The sequence below is a fragment of the Sporobacter termitidis DSM 10068 genome (assembly GCF_900130065.1).
Taxonomy (GTDB): Bacteria; Bacillota; Clostridia; order Oscillospirales; family Oscillospiraceae; genus Sporobacter; species Sporobacter termitidis.
Map to the genome: position 1 here is coordinate 523091 of NZ_FQXV01000001.1, position 15175 is coordinate 538265.

At 58.6% G+C, this 15175-nt stretch carries 14 protein-coding genes and 1 other RNA gene; 2 read left to right on the forward strand and 13 right to left on the reverse strand.

All coding sequences use genetic code 11. The features are described from left to right. Nucleotides 1-85: 85 nt before the first annotated feature. Genes BUB60_RS02475 through murD form a run of 4 tightly spaced genes read right to left on the reverse strand, consistent with a single transcriptional unit; the run spans nt 86 to nt 4780 of the window. Nucleotides 86-1339 carry a methionine gamma-lyase family protein gene (locus tag BUB60_RS02475; RefSeq protein WP_073076033.1) on the reverse strand — a complete coding sequence of 418 codons (1254 nt, stop codon included), beginning with the start codon at nt 1337-1339 and terminating at the stop codon, nt 86-88. Beyond that, complete coding sequence (locus BUB60_RS02480; protein WP_073076034.1) at nt 1339-2364, reverse strand: M42 family metallopeptidase; 1026 nt, start codon at nt 2362-2364, stop codon at nt 1339-1341. Before BUB60_RS02480 ends, BUB60_RS02475 begins: the two co-directional genes overlap by 1 nt. Next, nucleotides 2357-3394 carry a M20/M25/M40 family metallo-hydrolase gene (locus BUB60_RS02485; protein WP_073076035.1) on the reverse strand — a complete coding sequence of 346 codons (1038 nt, stop codon included), beginning with the start codon at nt 3392-3394 and terminating at the stop codon, nt 2357-2359. The genes BUB60_RS02480 and BUB60_RS02485 overlap by 8 nt, the downstream gene beginning before the upstream one ends. Before the next feature lie 6 nt (nt 3395-3400). Further along, the gene (gene murD, locus BUB60_RS02490; protein ID WP_073076036.1) at nt 3401-4780 is read right to left on the reverse strand and encodes a UDP-N-acetylmuramoyl-L-alanine--D-glutamate ligase; all 1380 of its coding nucleotides are present in this window, start codon (nt 4778-4780) and stop codon (nt 3401-3403) included. Nucleotides 4781-4962: 182 nt separating this feature from the next. Between murD and rnpB the strand changes: the two genes are divergently transcribed. Then, nucleotides 4963-5329: RNase P RNA component class A (rnpB, locus tag BUB60_RS02495), an RNA gene on the forward strand. A 65-nt stretch (nt 5330-5394) separates the two neighbouring features. Here the strand turns inward: rnpB and BUB60_RS02500 are convergent. Then, nucleotides 5395-7236: a methyl-accepting chemotaxis protein gene (locus tag BUB60_RS02500; protein WP_073076037.1), complete on the reverse strand. Its 1842-nt coding sequence runs from the start codon at nt 7234-7236 to the stop codon at nt 5395-5397. A gap of 292 nt (nt 7237-7528) precedes the next feature. Between BUB60_RS02500 and BUB60_RS02505 the strand changes: the two genes are divergently transcribed. After that, nucleotides 7529-8947 (forward strand): FAD-dependent oxidoreductase, encoded by a 1419-nt coding sequence (locus BUB60_RS02505; protein ID WP_073076038.1) that lies wholly within the window; start codon nt 7529-7531, stop codon nt 8945-8947. 127 nt (nt 8948-9074) lie between these two features. Here the strand turns inward: BUB60_RS02505 and BUB60_RS02510 are convergent, their stop codons facing one another. The 8 genes from BUB60_RS02510 to glmM form a co-directional block, all read right to left on the reverse strand. Continuing rightward, nucleotides 9075-9848: a type III pantothenate kinase gene (locus BUB60_RS02510; protein ID WP_073076039.1), complete on the reverse strand. Its 774-nt coding sequence runs from the start codon at nt 9846-9848 to the stop codon at nt 9075-9077. A gap of 24 nt (nt 9849-9872) precedes the next feature. Beyond that, nucleotides 9873-10484 carry an ECF transporter S component gene (locus BUB60_RS02515; protein WP_073076040.1) on the reverse strand — a complete coding sequence of 204 codons (612 nt, stop codon included), beginning with the start codon at nt 10482-10484 and terminating at the stop codon, nt 9873-9875. Nucleotides 10485-10621: 137 nt separating this feature from the next. Continuing rightward, nucleotides 10622-11413, reverse strand: a complete 792-nt coding sequence (locus BUB60_RS02520) for a Nif3-like dinuclear metal center hexameric protein (protein ID WP_073076041.1) — start codon at nt 11411-11413, stop codon at nt 10622-10624. Further along, nucleotides 11401-12096 (reverse strand): tRNA (adenine(22)-N(1))-methyltransferase, encoded by a 696-nt coding sequence (locus BUB60_RS02525; protein WP_073076042.1) that lies wholly within the window; start codon nt 12094-12096, stop codon nt 11401-11403. The genes BUB60_RS02520 and BUB60_RS02525 overlap by 13 nt, the downstream gene beginning before the upstream one ends. A gap of 168 nt (nt 12097-12264) precedes the next feature. Beyond that, nucleotides 12265-12480 (reverse strand): DUF1858 domain-containing protein, encoded by a 216-nt coding sequence (locus BUB60_RS02530; protein WP_073076043.1) that lies wholly within the window; start codon nt 12478-12480, stop codon nt 12265-12267. A gap of 291 nt (nt 12481-12771) precedes the next feature. After that, nucleotides 12772-13047: a zinc-ribbon domain containing protein gene (locus BUB60_RS02535; protein WP_073076044.1), complete on the reverse strand. Its 276-nt coding sequence runs from the start codon at nt 13045-13047 to the stop codon at nt 12772-12774. Between the two features lie 61 nt (nt 13048-13108). Further along, a complete protein-coding gene (locus BUB60_RS02540; RefSeq protein WP_242941129.1) occupies nt 13109-13669 on the reverse strand; it encodes a sigma-70 family RNA polymerase sigma factor in 561 nt (186 codons plus the stop codon). Nucleotides 13670-13825: 156 nt separating this feature from the next. Then, on the reverse strand, nt 13826-15175 hold the full coding sequence (glmM, locus tag BUB60_RS02545) for a phosphoglucosamine mutase (RefSeq protein WP_073076046.1): 1350 nt from the start codon (nt 15173-15175) through the stop codon (nt 13826-13828).

Genomic DNA, 15175 nt, shown 5'->3' on the forward strand with positions numbered 1-15175 from the left:
TTATATACATTTTCGTTCGGCGCAGCCGGCGGAAACGCATGTGGATCACACCCCTTATGCAATCCATATGCGGCGTTTTCGGTATTTATTTGTCGCGGAGCATGTCCGCGGCCGTCATTATTCCGAGCCTGCCGGCCTCAAATGTCAGTCCGCCCTGCAGGTAGGCGCAGTACGGGGCGCGCATGGGCCCGTCGGCCGACAGCTCGATGGAGGCCCCTTGGACGAACGTCCCCGCCGCCATAATGACCTGGCAGCCATAGCCCGGCATGTCCCACGGCTCCGGGCTCACATACGCGTCCACCGGCGCGCCGGCCTGAATGCCCCGGCAGAAGCGCTGGAGGAGCTCCGGATCGCCCAATTGCACCATCTGGATGATATCCGACCGGGTTGCGTCCCAGGCCGGCAGCGTTCCATAGCCCATCAGCTCTAAAAGACGCGCGCAGAAGATGGCGGTCTTCAAGGCCTCAGAGACAGTGTGGGGCGCCATGAAAAACCCCTGGTATAAAAGCCTGTTGTTAAACAGCGACGCGCCGCACTCCCCGCCGATGCCAGGCGACGTGAGCCTGTAGGCGGCAGCCTCCACCAGGTCCTTCCTGCCGGCGACATAGCCGCCCGTGGGCGCCAGGCCCCCGCCGGGATTCTTGATGAGCGACCCGGCCATGAGATCCGCGCCAACTTGTGTTGGTTCTGTCGTCCCTGTGAATTCGCCGTAGCAGTTGTCCACGATGACGGCGGCGCGGTCGTTTGCCGCGTGGACGATATCGCAGATCTTCCCGATCTGGGGCATCGTCAGCGCCGAACGGGCCGAATAGCCGCTGGAGCGCTGCACGAGGACGGCGGCGACACGCTTGTCCGCGGCGGCTCTGGCGACGGCGTCATAATCCGGCGTACCGTCGGGCATTAAATCCGTCTGAGCGTAGCCGACGCCGTAATCCCTGAGAGAGCCGCGGTAATCGCCCTCGATGCCGATGGCGCCGCGCAGCGTGTCGTACGGGGTACCGGTCGCCGAGAGCAGGATATCCCCCGTGACCATCGCGCCGAAGAGCGCGGCGGTAATGGCGTGGGTGCCGTTGACAAACCCGATGCGCACCAGCGCGGACTCGGCGCCGAAGACGTCGGCGTAGATGAGGTCCAGCGTGTCGCGCCCCTTGTCGTTGTAGCCGTAGCCGGTGGTCCCGGTGAGGCAGGCCTCCGACACGCGGTGCTTTTGAAAGGCCGACAGGACCTTTTCCGTATTCTCCAGCGCGAGCCTGTCAAGCGCCTTGAAGGCCGGCTCGATATCAGCCATCGCCTTTTCGGAAAGCCGCCGTATCTCAGGGCTCAGTTCCATAGGCCCCATCAGTAACGTTCTCCGATTTCCTTCAAAAATACTTCCGCCAGCTTATAGACCGCGTCAAAATCAGAAACGCAGCCGACGCTGGACGGCGAGTGCAGGTTGCGAAGCGGCGCGGCGATGCCCGCCGTCATAACACCGGCGCGGGAACGCTGCACGGCGCCGGCGTCCGTCCCGCCGGAAATATACGTTTTTGTCTGCCATGGGATGCTGTTTTTATCGGCAAGCGACGTCAGCAGGGTATACAGTTCTCTGTTGTAGATGGTCGATCTGTCCATAAATGGGATGACGACGCCCTTCCCCAGGCTGCATACTCTCTTGGCGGACGACACGGAGGGCAGGTCGGCGGCCGTCGTCCCCTCCACGATGAGGGCGATATCCGGCCGGACGGAAAACGACGCGCCAAAGGCGCCCCGCGTCCCGGCCTCCTCCTGGACCGTAAAGACAAAGGTGCAGTCCACGGGCAGATCCGTTTCCAGGAGCTCAAGGAGCGCGGCGCAGCCGACCCTGTCGTCCAGCGCCTTGGCCTTTATGAAGCCGTTCCCGAATTCGAGGATACTTCCGTCAAAGGCGCCGGTATCGCCCAGCGACACCAGCTTCGCGGCCTCTTCCCTGCCCTTTGCTCCGATGTCGATGTACATCTCCTCCACAGAGGGGATCTTGTCCCGCTCGTCCCGCTTGACGAGGTGATAGGCCTTGTTCCCGATGACGCCGAAAACCTTATGCGCGCCGATAAATACCGGCTTGCCGATGACCACGCGGCGGTCGATTCCGCCGGCGAAGTCGAATTTTAGATAGCCGTCTTCTGTGATGCCGGTAACGATGATGCCCACCTCGTCCATATGCGCGCAGAGCATCAGCGATTTTGACGGGGTCTTGCGTCCCTTTTTGAAAACGATCAGGTTCCCCATGGCGTCCGTCCTGACGTCGGCGGAGAGCGCTGCCACCCGCGACTTGATATACGCCCGGACGCTGTCCTCCGTGCCGGAGACGCCGTCCAGCGCACAGAGCGTTTTTACTGTCTCAAGCATTGGTATCGTCTCCTTTCAGGGATTTTGCCACCTCGGCCAGGAGCTGCGCCGCCGCTTCCGCGTCGGCAAGGCTCACGACCTCGACGGGCGAGTGCATATACCGGAGCGGCAGGCCGAAGAGCGCTGTGGCGACACCCTCCCGGGAAATCGATATGAAGTTGGCGTTCGTGCCGGTATCGCCGGCCTCCACACCGAGCTGGTACTCTATGCCCTTTTCCTCCGCCAGGCGGACGGCAAGCTCGGTCAGGCGCTTGTTGAGGATTGTGCCCCTGGAGACAATGACGCCGCCGCCGATTTCCTTCAGCGTGTGCTCTTTGCCGTCCGGCGTCCTGGCGTGGTCCACGTCGATGGCGACGCACCAGTCCGGCGCGATGCCGAAGGCGCCCGTTCTCGCGCCCCGCTCGCCGACCTCCTCCTGACAGCTGGCCAGGACATACAGGTCTACGTCGAGCTTTTCACCCTTCGTGAGCTCCAGCGCCCGCAGAATAGAGGCAAAGCATGCCCTGTCGTCGAGGCCCTTCCCGCACACGAGGCCGCTGCCGAAGGTCCTGGCGCCGGTGTTGTAAACGGCCGGCGTTCCCAGCGGGACGGCCTTTACAGCCTCCTCCTGAGTCAGGCCGATGTCGATAAACAGGTCCTCCGTCTTGATCGTCTTATCGCTTTCCTCGGCCTTCAGGATGTGCGGCGGCAGGACGCCGACGATGCCGGTCATAGGCGGCTGAGTCAAAACCCTGATCTCGGCGGCGGGCAGCATCCGCGCGTCGACGCCGCCCAGGGTCGAGAAGCGGAGAAAGCCCTCCTCATGGCCGGTGACGATAAAGCCGATCTCATCGATATGCGCGTCAAACAGGAGCTTTTTCGCCTTTTCCTTCCCACAGCGCCGGACGCCGATCACATTGCCGAGAATGTCCGTGTACACTTCGTCCGTCAGCGGGGCCAGCAGCGCCGCGGCGTGCTCCGCCACCGGCTGCTCAAAGCCTGCCGGGCCCGGCAGAGCGCACAGCTCTTTGATGATTTCCTGAACTTCCATGTTTCCCTACTCCAATCCGTTTACGATCTCTATATAAGTATTCCCGCGTTCCTCAAAATTCTTGAAGCGGTCAAACGAGGTGCTGGCCGGCGACAGGAAAACGACATCCCCGTCTTTGGCCGCCGCGCTGGCCGCCAGTACGGCTTCCGTGAAATCGGCCTTTTCGATGATCTCGAGGCTGCCGTCGTAGCCCGGCGCGTTCAAAACGGCCGCTTTGATCTTTTCCGCCGTCATCCCGGTGAGAACGAGCGTCTTGACGCGGGCCAAAATCTCCGGGCCCAGGATATCAAAGGGCACCCCCTTGTCCTTGCCGCCGGCGATCAGGATGACCTTTTGGTCAAACGCGCGCAGGCCCGCGATGGTCCGCGTGGGGCTCGAGGCGATGGAATCGTTATAATAGCGGACGCCCCTGAGCGTCCGCACAAGCTGGCAGCGATGCTCAACGCCCCCGAATTCCCCGGCGACGCGCCGGCACGTCTCATATGTGACGAGGCCGCGCACGGCGGCAAATGCCGCCATAAAGTTCTCGATATTGTGCACGCCGGGCAGGAATATCTCCGAGGCGTCCATGACAGGCTCGATTTTCCCATCTTTCACCGCGTAAATCGTATTTCCTTCCAGACAGACGCCGTTTTCCACGCGGCCCATCCGGCTGAAAAACCGGGCTTCGCCCTTGACGGACGCGGCAAAGTCCCGGATAATCTCATAGTCCAGATTGAGCACGGCGATATCGTCCCGGCTCTGGTAGCGGAGGATATTCCGTTTGGCCTCCACATACTCCGTCATGTCCCGGTGCATATCGAGATGGTTCGGCGTGAGGTTTGTGACGACGGACACCCAGGGGCTCTTTTCCATCGTCATGAGCTGGAACGACGAAAGCTCGATAACAGCGATGTCGCTCTCCTTCATCGTGTCAGCCCGCGTCAGGAGCGGTGTGCCGATATTGCCGCCCAGATGGACGGTGTATCCTTCCGCCGCCAGGAGCTTTGCGATGATGGTGGTGGTTGTCGTCTTGCCGTCGCTCCCCGTCACGCCGATAATCCGGCAGGGGCAGACGTCGAAAAACACTTCCATCTCCGACGTTAAAACGGCGCCGCGTCGAACGGCGTCCAGGAGCTCCGGCAGGTCCGGGCGCAACCCCGGCGTACGAAAGATGATATCGGCGTCGAGGTCTTTTAAATAATCAACGCCGAGGCGGAGCACCGCGCCCTTTTGCTCCAGCGCCTCTGCCGTGCCGCCGAGCTTTTCGCGCGCCGATTTATCGCAGGCCGTCACACTGCACCCGCTTTGCAGCAGCAGCTCGATGAGCGGCGTATTGCTGACGCCGATGCCGAGGACGGCGATCCTTTTGCTTTTGATGGCGCCGATATATTCAGCCAGTTTCAACGGTACACCTCATTTCTTCATTTCGGGCTATAAACAAACTATTGACCGTAAGACATGGCTTTAGTAAGTTTTTCCGTTTTTGCTGATACATTATATAATGACCGGCGGTGATTTTCAAACAAAAATCGCGCCGGAAAGGCGTGCATTTGACATCGGCGCCGGGATGTCGTACAATATGGAAGCGAGTAAGCCGGGCAGCCGCGGGGGAAAGCCGAAAGGCTTCCCGTGAGGAAAGTCCGGGCTCCGCAGGGCAAGGATAACGGGTAACGCCCGCCGAAGGCGACTTCAGGACAAGTGCAACAGAGATATACCACCGTTTTCGGTGTTACGAAAACGGTAAGGGTGGAAAAGTGAGGTAAGAGCTCACTCAGCGGCTGGAGACAGTCCGCTGCTGTAAACTCTATCCGGAGCAACACCGTGGAGAGAGCTGTACTTTAATGTACAGGCCGGCCCGGCCGCTCTCAGGAGGTGGCTTGAGCCCATTGGCAACGATGGGCCTAGACAGATGGCTGTTCAAGACAGAATCCGGCTTACAGACTTACTCGCAAAAAACGGCCGCCTCAAATGAGGCGGCCGTTTTATATTTGGCAAAAACAGGCGCATGCGCCGAGAGCTTAATATTTGCCGAATTCTTCGTCGCTTAAAGCAACCTGCACAGCGTCTCCGGGCTGGTCCGCCCCGTCGCCGTCCTGTTCGTCATCATCCCCGTCGTCCGCCTGACCCAGGTAAGCTGAATCCTCGTCGTATATACTCTCAAGCTTTTTCAGCTTGAAGACGCCGACCTGCTCCTTCAGCTGCGCGGCCTGGCTGGACATTTGCTCGCTGGCCGCCGCGCTTTCCTCGGCGGTCGCGGCGTTTGTCTGGACGACCTGGGAAACCTGGGAAATGCCCTGATTGATCTGCTGAATCCCAAGCGCCTGCTCTTTTGACGCCTCGTCAATGGCGGAAACAAGCTCGGCGGCTTTGTCGACCTGCACAAGGATGTCGTTCAGCGCCTGCGCCGTGTCGTTGGCGATCTTGGTGCCGGCGGTGACCTTCCTGATGGAGCCGTCGATGAGCTCCGCCGTATCCTTGACAGCGTTGGCCGAGCGCGCCGCGAGAGCTCTGACCTCCTCGGCCACGACGGCAAAGCCACGGCCGGCCTGGCCGGCCCGCGCCGCTTCAACAGCGGCATTCAGCGCCAGGATATTTGTCTGAAAAGCAATATCATCTATAACCTTAATGACCTTGTTGATATTTCTGGACGATTCGCTGATCTCCTGCATGGCGGTCAGCATCTCCTGCATCTGTTTATTGCCGGTGACCGCGTTGGTCTTTGCCTTTTGAGCCAGCTCGTTGGCTTTTGTGGCATTTTCGGCGTTAAAACTCGTCTGCGAGGAGATTTCCTCCAGCGTGGCGTTCAGCTCTTCGATGGAGCTGGCCTGCTCCGTGGCGCCCTGGGACAGCACCAAGCTGGAATTTGACACCGCACCCGAGCTCGACGCCAGCTGCTCGGCCGCCGTGACGATGTTCGACGCCAGCTCATGGAAGTTGGACACGAGCTCTCTCAGGCTGAGGCCCATCTGGTCCCGCGCCGATTTAAGCGCGATCTCCACTGTCAGATCGCCGCTGGCCACCAGCTTCGTCTCATCGGACTGTTGCTTTGTGCCGCTGATCAGCTTATCGAACATCTGCGCCAGCGCGCCGATCTCATCCTTTCTCTCCTTGAGCTCATAGTCCTTCTTTGACAGTACACTGTCGACGTCCACGTCGCCGACCGCCAGCTTGTCGCCCGCCGCCGCCATGGACTTCAAGGGGCCGCCGATGCTTCTGGCAATGATATTTCCCAGAACCAGCGACAGCACGATGCCCGCCACAAGGATAACGGCCATGACGATGATCGCCACGGTCGACTGCGCGCTGTTCTGCTGTGCTCTTCCGTCCGCCTCATCGGAGATCTGCTGGATCAGCGCGGTATAGCTGGCTGAAATCTTGTTTAAAAGCGGGGTCGCGATCAGAAGCGAGCCGTTGGCCGCGCTGGCCCCGTCCTTCTTCGTCATGGACTGTCCCACGACGTTCACATATGTTTTGAAATCCGTCCAGTTCTTGCTGATATCGGCAAGCGTATCGGTCGTATCCTGGGTGGTCAGGACACCCTGCAATTTATTGATAAGCTCGTCCACCGACGCCATCTCCGTAGCCATAGTATCGATAGACTTCTTTATGTTCGATATATTTGACGACGCGTCCATTTTCGATAGCGCCTGAGCGTCGCTCATCACCATTTGCGCACCCAGTGCCGCCGTCCCCGCATATTGCAGCGCCACAGCGTTTTCTTCGTAGAGCTTTTTATCGATCGCCCTGAGCTGTGTAATAGTTAACATACCAAATCCGCCGACAATCGCCGCGATAATTGCCAGAACCAGAAAACCAAAAACAAGCTTATTCGTGATTTTTAAGTTGGTATACCATTTCATTATGCGTCTTCCTTTTTCTTTTTTTCTCTCTGTTGCGCTGTCCTTCTTCTGTTGATCTCACCGCCCACAACCCAGGGTCATGCGTTGTCACATATAATTTAATATCGCGCTTATTCCCAACATCTTCATTTATTTACAATTTCAATTAATATTTTTTCTTCTTTGACCAAAAATTTTGCATAAAGTCGGCCAATTTTCATCATAAGCACTGGTTTTTGCCGGGCGTATATTCTATAATTTGAAGAAAACCTTTTTCCGGATGCATGGAAACTATTTAAAGGAGAGGGCTGTGATGAGGCAGAGAGGGCAGCTTTCCGGCGCGCGTATGCCGGAGCATTGGGATGAAGCGGTGGATGTTGTTGTGATCGGCTCGGGTTTTGCCGGACTGGCTGCCGCCGCGGCGGCACGGGTATCCGGGGCTCAGGTCCTGATTCTCGAAAAAATGCCGTATTTCGGCGGGAATTCCATCCTCGCCGGGGGCGGCTACAGCTGCTGGGACTCCAAGCTGAAGCTCCGGGAGAAGCTGGAGCTGGGCGGTGACTCCTGGGAAAAACATATGGAGGATACGCTGCGCGGCGGCGGGTATTATAACAACCCCGCGCTTGTTGAAGTTTTAGTGCGTGGAGCGCCCGACGGGCTTGACTGGCTGGCGGACAACGGCGCCGTTTTCAAAGAAACGCTGCCCCGGCTCGGCGGTCACAGCGCCCACCGGAGTTATCAGGCCGGCTGCAATCTGGCCGAGGTTGTCAAAAAGCACGCGCTGTCGCTGGGCGCGGAGCTCCGGCTGAATACCGCGATCACGGCACTTTGCCGGAATGGGACGGCCGGCCCCGTGGCGGGCGTTCTTGTATCGGCCGGCGGCGCGGAACGGGCGATCGCCGCGCGGCGCGGCGTGGTCATCGCCTCCGGCGGCTTCGGCAGCGACTTAAAGCTGCGGACAGCGTATCAGCCGGCTCTCGGCGGCGCCTACAACACCACCAACCATAAGGGCGCCACCGGCGAAATGATTAAGCTTGCCCTTGCCGCGGGCGCGGACACAATCCATATGGAATTTATCCAGCTCTACCCCTGTGCCGAGCCGGTAAGCGGCAGACTCGACGCGTTTGCCTTTGACTGCTATTCCGGCCCTGGCTACGGTTTGATTTACGTCAATGGGTCGGGGCGGCGCTTTGTCAGTGAGCTGGCCGGACGAGACATCGTCTCAAACGCGCAGGTGAGCGCCGGAAAAAGGCCCACTTACGCGATCCTGAACGGCGCGATCTTCGACAAGCTGGCCAGGAGCGCGGAGGCCGTTAAAAAGGGTGTTTCCTCCGGCCGCCTTATCACCGCGGGCACGATTCCCCAGCTGGCTCGGGACCTGGGCATCCCGCCGGAGAATCTGGCCGACACGGTGGGGCGCCATAATGCGGCCATAGAAGCAGGCGTCGACCAGGATTTCGGCAAGCCTGTCACCGCTCAGATGCTGCCGCTCGCCGAAGGGCCGTTTTATGCCATATCCCAGTGGCCGTCCGTACACTACACCATGGGCGGCCTGCGGATCAATACCGAAGCGCAGGTCCTCGACATCCGCGGAAACACGATCCCCGGCCTCTACGCCGCTGGCGAGGTCTGCGGCGGCATCCACGGCAGCAACCGTCTCGGCGGCAACGCCATCGCCGAGTGCATTGTGTTCGGCCGCATCGCCGGGAAAAACGCGGCCGGGCACAACTAAACCGGAGCCCGCTGCCGCAAGGCTGCTTTTATTGCACGAAAACGGCGCCGCCTTGACGGGCGGCGCCACAGTTTGTCGAATTATAGAAAAACAGGGGCCCGCTGATAAGCGAGTCCCTGTCGTCGATTTATTTGGTTTTTTTGTTCTTCTCGTAGATGATCCCGAGGCCGCGGAGGAGCAGGTTCTCATCGTGGATGATCTCGTGCCTGCAGTATGGCGCGATCCGCCCTGAAAGCCCGCCTGTGGCCACAACGGTACATTTTTGCCCGAGCTCGGCCTCGATGCGGTCGATCATGCCGTCAACCATTGACGCCGTGCCGAAAATCGCGCCGCTCTTCATGCAGTCGATGGAGTTGGCGTTGATGACCTTTTCCGGCGGCTCAATGGGCACCTTCGGCAGCTGTGACGTGCCGGTGGACAGAGCGTTCATGGAGAGCGCCACGCCGGGATACAGCACTCCGCCCAGATAATTGCCGTGCGCGTCGATGACGGAGATCGTGGTGGCCGTCCCCATGTCGAAAACGATGACCGGGAGCTTATAAGTAGAGATGGCGGCCACGCCGTCGGCCACGAGGTCGCTGCCGAGCTGGCCGGGGTCGTCAATGAGAATGTTCAGGCCCGTTTTGATGCCGGCCCCGACGATGAGCGCCGCCTTTCCGGTAATGCTCCTGACGGCCGATTTCAGCACGGTGAGAAGCGGCGGGACGACGGAGGACACGATGGCGCCCTCAAACCCGTCGCACCGGATGCCCTCAAACTCCAGGATATTTTTGATCCCGACGGCGTATTCAAACTCCGTCTTCGAGATATCGGTGACCATCCTGAACACGTGGGAAATTTCGCCGCCGTTAATACAGCCGATGACGATATTCGAATTGCCGACATCTATGGCAAGAAGCATCTAAAGGAACTCCTTTATGTGATGTTAATTGGACGCAGGCTTTTGTTTTATCGGGATATATTGGATGAGGGCCCGACCGACGGCGCCTGCGACAACCGTACAAGCGGCAGCCTCGATCAAGGCGTTGGATGTCACCAAAACGCCGATAACCTTCCACGCGGTGTCGCCCATCGACCTGACGATATCCGTATTGCCGAACAGCAATACCAGCGCGCCCACAAAGAAAATCGTATTGAACACCGACGCGCAGAACCCCGCGATAAAAGCGGACGCCGTTTTGCGAACCGCAATCCGCGACAAAGCCCTGAAAATAAGACCTGGCAGCCAGCCGGCGAGGAGACGCGGCAGCATGCACATGATAAACGTCAAAATAGGATTGATTGCCAGAAGCGCGGTGCCGAACGCATCTGCGCCAAAGCATTGGATGAAGCTTGTCAGGCCGAAAACGCCACCCATAAAAGCCCCGGCGACCGGCCCGATGATAATGGATGCGATCGCGACAGGAATCATCAGGAACGTAATAGATACCGGTCCCGCCTTGAGATAGCCTAAAGGCGTATAAACCATAACGAGCAAAATTGCGACAAGTACGGCCAGACGTACCATCTTGCCTGTAGAAAGGGCGGGTTTACGCATATTCAATTTCCTCCTTGCTGCCGCTCTTAGTATCTAAGATGCAGCGCAAATATATTCGGCGCAGCCGCTTCAGCCGAGCCGTGGCATCATATTAACATATTGGCGCAAAAAGAATCAAGGTTTTTGTCTAATTTGTTTCATATAAAATGCGCCGTCTGGCGGTGGACCCGCGAAACCGTCGCGCGCACCTCCGGGAACAGCGCCGTCAGCTTTTTCTCCAGCACGGGCGTCACGACGTTTTCGGTGCAGAAATGGTCGCCGTCGATGAGGTTGAGCCCGAGCTCCTTTGCCTCGAGAAACACATCGTATTTGATGTCCGAGGTGAGGAACGTGTCGCAGCCGTGGGCGGCGGCGTGCCGGAGGTCTCCTCCGCCGGAGCCGCCGACAGTGGCCACCTTGTACACGTCGCGCCCGGCGTCGTGATACCGGAGGCCGCCGGCGTTCAGCCGCTCTTTGATAAATTTAAGGTAGTCGGCCAGCTTCATCGGGGCCTTGAGCTGCCCCACGCGCCCGTAGGAATGGGGCGCGCCGTTCCCGTCGAAGACCTCCTGGCTCAACAGCGCGGTGCCCGTCAGGCCCGCCGCCTCAGCCAGCGCGTCATTGACGCCGCCCGTCGCCGCGTCCAGGTTCGTATGCATGCAGATGGCGGAGATGCCGTGGGACAAAAGCGTTGTGAGCTTCCGGCCCGTTCTGTCCGTGTCGGCAACGCTTTTCAGCGAGAAGAACATCGGGTGGTGCGAGACGATCAGCTGCGCCTTTTCATCGATGGCCTCCCCGATCACCTCGTCGGTAATGTCCAGGGCGACGATGAGCCTGTCCACGCTCCTGTCCTGAAAGCCCGCCAGCAGCCCCACGTTGTCAAAATCCATCTTGAGGCATACCGGCGCGAAAGCCTCAAGCGTCCCCAGGATATCCTTTACTTTTGCCATGTGTCCGTCTCCTCCTTTATCCTCTTGTATCGTTCCAGCGCCCGCCGCGCCGTGTCCGGCGCGCCGCCGGATGTACCGGCGCTCCGGGCCAGGCCCTCGAGCGCGCGCTGCGTTTTATTGCTAAGCCGGGTCAGATAGGCCGGGAGCAGCGGGTCGCGTTTTTCCAGCAGTATCTCCAGCGGGTCCGCGGCACCGCCGCGCCCGTCCGCTCCGGCGGTAAAGATCAGGTAAAGGCGCCGCTCGTCTTCCGCCAGAGACGCGTCGGCAACGGCGCGGCCATTCTCTCCGAGCCATGCGATAAGCTCATCCGCCTTTGTCTGGGGCTGCAGGACGAGCTTTACGCGCGCCTCAAGCGTCCAGGGGGCATTTTGGAGTATTCGGATGATCGTCTCGCCGCCCATGCCCGCGATGACGACTGTGTCAAATGCAGGGTCCAGCCCGCTGAGGCCGTCGGTCAGGAAAAACTCGATCCTGTCGGCCACGCCGTATTCCTCCGCCGACGAGACGGCGCGATGAAGAGGCCCCTTGCGGATGTCGGTGGCCGCGATCCGGCGGGCCTTGCCGCTGAGGGCCAGCCAAACCGGCAGATATCCGTGGTCCGTGCCCACGTCGACAACGGCGCCGGCCGCGCCGATAAAAGCCGCGATCACGCCCAGCCTGTTTGATAATTTCAGCTGTTTCATTATCATTTTCCAAAAAAACGGCCGTCCCGCGATAGCCTGTCGTCCTGCGCACAGCAAAGAATCCCTGCGGTACGAACATGGCCGTACGCGGTGAAATCCTCCGTCGCTGCGCTCCCAGAATGACACTTCGCTATCTTGAGACAGCCGCCTTCACTTGTTTTTTCTTGCTTACTGCTTGATATACTGCTGAAGCTGCTCCATGAATTCCTCGAAATCAACGCCGTGGACCTCGCAGGCCTCGCCGAGCGTTTCGCCGCTGGCCATAGCGCAGCCGAGGCAGTGCATTCCGATAGAGAAGAACAGCGGCGCCGAGTCGGGCGCGATGTCTAATATATCCGCAATGATCGTATCTTTCGTTATTGTATCTTTCGTTACCTGTTCCATATTAAAACCTCCAAACAGTTTTCATAATATCTATTTCTGATTTGCCTTTATTATATCCGATCCATGTAACAATTTCAACTGATTGGCAACAAAAAGTATCGGCGACGGGCATCTGGTGTTTGCACAGGAAACGTGCGGCGGCGGGCCGCTTTTTTATCAAAAAAGTCAAAGAGGCCTCAAAAAAAGTAAACAAGAGCTTAAGCCCTGCTCATCACAGAACTTAAGCCCCCCAAAATTTTGCTTTCCAGGCCGCCTGAGTCAGCGGTCTTTTTCTCTTTCTCTGTTGGCCGATTAGGCCTCTCTCATCTTTGCAAAGCAATCGCTGCAGTAGACCGGCCTGTCGGACTTGGGCTCAAAGGGCACTCTGGCCTCCTGGCCGCAGGCAGCACAAACTGCTTTGAAATACTCTCTCGGTCCACGGGCCGCGTTCTTGCGCGCGTCGCGGCAGGTTTTGCAGCGCTGCGGCTCATTCTGGAAACCGCGCTCGGCATAGAACTCCTGCTCACCGGCCGTAAACGTAAACTCGGCGCCACATTCCTTGCAAATCAACGTTTTGTCCTCGTACATGATGAAACCTCTCTTTTGACAAAAATATCATACCCTCTCGGGCTTTTATTGCGTTCAGCTTTCACTGATTATCGCCATATTTTAAGTATTGTGCAAGCTTCTTCCTGATTCTTTGCACAGCGTTATCCACAGATTTGGGGGTCTTGTTTACCTTTGCGGCCATCTCCTCATAGGACATGCCCTCCAAATAAAGCCCCAATATCCTTGATTCAAATCGGGACAGAGAGCCATATAGACAGTCTGTTATCTCATCAACACGCTCTCTCGCTATGACAGACTCTTCAGGATCGCGCAAAAAAAACATCCCTAGGGTACCGTTTTCGTCTAGTTCGGGAGATTCCAGCGATACGTAATCATTGAGAGGAATATGCTTAAACCTGGACGCTGATTTAATCGCACTGTACAGTCGCCGCCTGATGCAGAATTCGGCGTACGTCTTGAACCTGACATCCCTCGCGGGGTCATAGTGCCTGACCGCGGACAAGAGCCCGAGCATCCCTTCCTGTATGAGATCCTCGCTGTCGCCCCCGGCGAGAAAATACGGCCGTGCGCAAATCTTGACAAGCCGGCTGTATTCAGAGATGAGCTCTTCTTCGGCCTTGACATCGCCGGAGGAAGCCATGCTCCAAAGTTCCACGTCGCGGTTATTGTAAAAATTACTCATATTTATACCGAATTTGGAAAAATGACTGATGCTGTTAAAATTATAGATTCTGGCTTCTGGGATGTCAAGTATTTTGGTTAATATTTTTAATATTTTATTAAAATTTCAGCGAATTTATAGCGATTTTATCATATTAATGAGCTTGCTGGCGGCCTCGGAGGCCGTTTCCTCCGTCTTTGCCTCGACCATAACGCGGATAAGAGCCTCCGTTCCCGAGGGTCGGACAAGGATTCTGCCGGTGCCGCCGAGCCTTTTTTCCTCCTGCGCCACGGCCTCCTTGAGCCGCGGGCTGGACATGATCGCGTCCTTCGCCGCGTTGCCGCCGGTGATCTTGGCATTCTGCAGAACCTGAGGATACTGGGGTACGGCGCCGGCCAGTGCCGACACGGCTTTCATTGACGCGGAAACAACGCTTAAAAACCGCACCGCGGCAAGCTGCCCGTCGCCTGTTGTGGCGTCGTCAAGAAAGATGATGTGGCCGGACTGCTCGCCGCCCAGGTTGCAGCCCCGCTCAAGCATCAGCTCCAGGACATTCCTGTCGCCGACGGCGGCGCATAGCAGCTCGATGCCGTTTTTCCCGGCAAATTCGTGAAAGCCGATGTTGGACATCACGGTGGCCACGATGGCGTTGTTTTTGAGCGCGCCCCGCTCCTTCATCGCCAGGCCCATGATCGCCATCATCTTGTCGCCGTCCACGACCTCACCCTTTTCATCGACACAGAGGCACCGGTCGGCATCGCCGTCAAAGGCGAGCCCCAGGTCAAAGCCGCCGGCGGTGACGATCCTGCAGAGGCTGTCGATATGCGTGGAGCCGCAGCCGTCGTTGATGTTGACGCCGTTGGGATGGTCGTGGAGGAGCTCAAAATCGATACCGAATTTTGAAAACAGCCGTCCCGCCGTTTCTGAGGCGGCGCCGTTGGCGCAGTCGATCGCCACGCGCAGCCCGCGGATCTCGCCGCCGACTGCGCCGGCCAGATAGTCGATGTACATTTCCGCGCCCCGGCCGTCGTCGGAGATCACGCGTCCGAGCCCGCCGTGGGTCTTCACAAGGCAGGGCTCCGCGCCGTCGATCATCCGCTCGATGCGCTCCTCCAGCGCGTCCGGGAGCTTGTAGCCCTGGCCGTTGAATATCTTGATGCCGTTGTGCTCGAACGGATTGTGGGACGCCGAGATCACAATGCCCATCTGAGCCTCCAGCCGGACCGTCAGGTATGCCACCGCCGGTGTCGGCAGAACGCCGAGGGGCATGACGTCCGCCCCGCCGGAGCAGATGCCGGCGATCAGCGCGGCCTCCAGCATATCCGAGGAAATGCGCGTATCCTTACCGATCAAAATGAGAGGTCTCTTCTCCTGGCCGTTCAGCAGCACCGTCGCGGCAGCGCAGCCCACCTTATACGCCAATTGCGCGTCCAGCGTCTCGTTGACGACGCCGCGGATACCGTCCGTGCCGAAATATTTACCCAT